Origin of the sequence: Silvanigrella sp., from assembly GCF_044369315.1 — a bacterium.
In the GTDB taxonomy this organism is placed as follows: Bacteria; Bdellovibrionota_B; Oligoflexia; order Silvanigrellales; family Silvanigrellaceae; genus Silvanigrella.
Window position 1 is genome coordinate 1 of the sequence record NZ_JBIPMD010000337.1, and the last position, 2,723, is coordinate 2,723.

Annotated in this window: 3 protein-coding genes and 1 pseudogene; 3 read left to right on the forward strand and 1 reads right to left on the reverse strand. The window is 29.9% G+C overall.

Going from position 1 to position 2,723, the window contains the following annotated elements; all coding sequences use genetic code 11:
- A pseudogene (locus ACIQ56_RS16450) lies at positions 1-313 on the reverse strand (group II intron reverse transcriptase/maturase); the annotation flags it as partial.
- 530 nt (positions 314-843) lie between these two features.
- On the opposite strand from ACIQ56_RS16450, the gene ACIQ56_RS16455 reads away from it, so the two are divergent.
- The 3 genes from ACIQ56_RS16455 to ACIQ56_RS16465 are packed head-to-tail and all read left to right on the forward strand — an operon-like array spanning position 844 to position 2,295.
- Positions 844-1,476 carry a hypothetical protein gene (locus ACIQ56_RS16455; protein WP_397602122.1) on the forward strand — a complete coding sequence of 211 codons (633 nt, stop codon included), beginning with the start codon at positions 844-846 and terminating at the stop codon, positions 1,474-1,476.
- A 35-nt stretch (positions 1,477-1,511) separates the two neighbouring features.
- A complete protein-coding gene (locus ACIQ56_RS16460; RefSeq protein WP_397602123.1) occupies positions 1,512-1,814 on the forward strand; it encodes a hypothetical protein in 303 nt (100 codons plus the stop codon).
- 28 nt (positions 1,815-1,842) lie between these two features.
- Positions 1,843-2,295: a hypothetical protein gene (locus ACIQ56_RS16465; protein ID WP_397602124.1), complete on the forward strand. Its 453-nt coding sequence runs from the start codon at positions 1,843-1,845 to the stop codon at positions 2,293-2,295.
- Positions 2,296-2,723 lie beyond the last annotated feature (428 nt).

Below are 2,723 nucleotides of genomic sequence, written 5' to 3' on the forward strand. Positions count from 1 at the left end.
CTCTATCCATAATTGTTGGTACCCCAATTGGTCTTTTCTCAGTTTTCCCTGGTTTTGGTATATAAACTCGACGTACTGGAGGAGCTTTATAACTCATCTTATGAATTGAGTTTATGATACTTTTATGATTCTTTAGAAATTCATCAATGCACTCATCCCTGCTAATTCCATCAACTCCTGAAGAGGATCTTTTAGGAATCTGTTTTGAATTTCTAAATACTTCCTTTACAGTTACATGATGAACTAGAGATGTGAATTGTAAATTTTTCTCATTTCGAGCTTTTAATGCTACTCTTTCTATTCCTGTTTCCACAAAGAAGATGCTTCCTTTCATTGTATAAAGGCTTCCTAACTGTCACAGAGTAAAGCTTATGTTTTCCTTAGAAAGATTAATTTATTGCTCATCACTTCCCCACGTAGACGGTTTTCCCGTCTTCTAAGTACTATTAATGAGTCCGACTTCCTTTAAAGCTTCATAGACTTCTTACTTTGTAAGGCTCGAAGTTTATTTAGAGAGGCACCTCGCTCAAAAGGATCTCCCGTGTTCGCACAAAGTCATTTGTATTCATGCTGTCGGCGGTACCCCGAAAGTTACTGAATAGACTCACCGTTAATGTTTATTCAGTTTCTGTTTTCCCCAGGAAACCAACTGAGTCAACAACTTTACTACCGGTATTAGCGGGGTTATTCCGTTCACTGTTGTTACGGCCTGAGTACTCCCTGTTTACGCTTCAAGAGATTTGTTACCTCCTCTCCTGCAAAACTCGGTTTCATTCTGGTGGTTAACCTTTAAATGAAAGAGCATTTCAACTCTTATGACTTTGCGCGCCTCACGGCGCGCGATTGCTTACCGCGTACCAATACGAAGAACCGATTAATTTTTTAAGAAAAATAGTCAACGATTTTGAACCCGTATCATTTGCAAGTTTTGTCAACGCACTAACAGAGAATAAACATAATTTTGATTTGACAGAAATTAGTCAATTTTATGATGATTTAAAAGATGGAAAGTCACCAAAATTAATAATTAATAAATCATTATTATTTAATTATAGTTATTTAGTGTCTTCGATTCTTCCTCTGTATGCTATTTTTGATCAAGATATAGATATTATAACTATTTCATGCTCTGATTTTTTAGCTAAAACAGCAAATATGATTAGACATGACTTATTTCATAAATTTAAATTAGATCGTTATTTTGAAATAAGTTTACTTAAAAAAATTTATTCGACTTCAGTTTTTGAATCATTAACTGGTCGTGGTTGTAAACTTTTAATCTTAGATAATATATCTCTTGGAAATGAATTTATAAATGATAATAATTTTAATAATAATCTCACAGAATGGTTAAGGTGTTATGTACAATCAAGGTTATATCCAAACGCTGAAATTATTTATTTAAATAGTACTAATATCAAAAACGATACTACTGAAATATTTGTAAGAAATCTTAAAAACTTAAAATACAATTAATAAGTGGAAAGGATTTTTAATATTGGAGAATAAAAATGACTATTGTAGATAATTTTAATGCTGATTTTGTCAGAAAATTTGCAGAGAAAAGTATTCAAAAAGAAAAAGAAGATTTCTACAAAGATTGTGATGAAGTAATAGAATACACAAAAAAATTAATTTTAAATAGCTCTAAAAAGTATTGTAATATTAGAATTAATAAATGCGGAGCAACGAATAATCTATTTTATAATGAAAATTATATAGAACTATTTACTAAACATTTTATAGATTTAGGTTTCAATGCTGTATATAATATTGAAAATTATAGTAATAGTTCCATTGATATTAGTTGGTGAATAAATTTGATTAACTAAAAGGACACGTATGGACAACTTTGAAAAAAAATGTGCAATGATTATTAGGGAAATTTGCCAACGTTGTGAAAAAAGTCTTTCAGAGAATTATATAAAATCTTGGCTCAAAAGTTGTATTAAGCTCGGAGAAAAGAAAGCCCTATTTGCGCTTGGAGAGATTTATAAAAAGGCTAAACAAGGTTACATGATTCCCTCGATATTTGAATTTGAACAGCTTGCAGAATCAGAAACAGAACCGAGTTTGCAAATTGCTGAACGAATTGTAAGAGGCATGCAATTATTTGGAGCTTATAAAAATGAAGAAGCAAAAGAATACGTCGGAGAACTTGGATGGAAAATTGTACAAAACAACGGAGGATGGCAAGAGATGTGTTACACTACGAATATGAATCATATTTATTATGTTAAGAAAGATTTGCAGAAGCAAATTAAGATTATTAAAAAAGAAATTAAGTTGTTATAAGTTAAATTCAAAATAATAGATTAATTATCCAGAATTAATTAGCAGAGTTGATTTTAAATTTTGTTTAAAACTAGATAACCATATTTACAAATTAGCTTCAATAAGAAAACCAATAGACAAAAAAATACTGATATTTATGAATATTTAATAATAAATACTAATAAATTTGAATAAATTTTTATTTAATGTAAATAATAAAAAGAACCTTGGTAAAAACGTTAACTTAACTATTGAATTAATAATATTATTTATACTAACTAATTATAAAAATATTGGTTCTATAGTGCATGTTATTTACTTTAGGAGTTTTTATGGTGCGCCAAGATAAGTGCGTAAGAACCAGTGAGTGCGAATCTCACCCACGTAAAGATTAGCCATCAGCGTGGAAGTAAGCAGTGCGATTAATAAGGTAACAAATTAATTGAAGC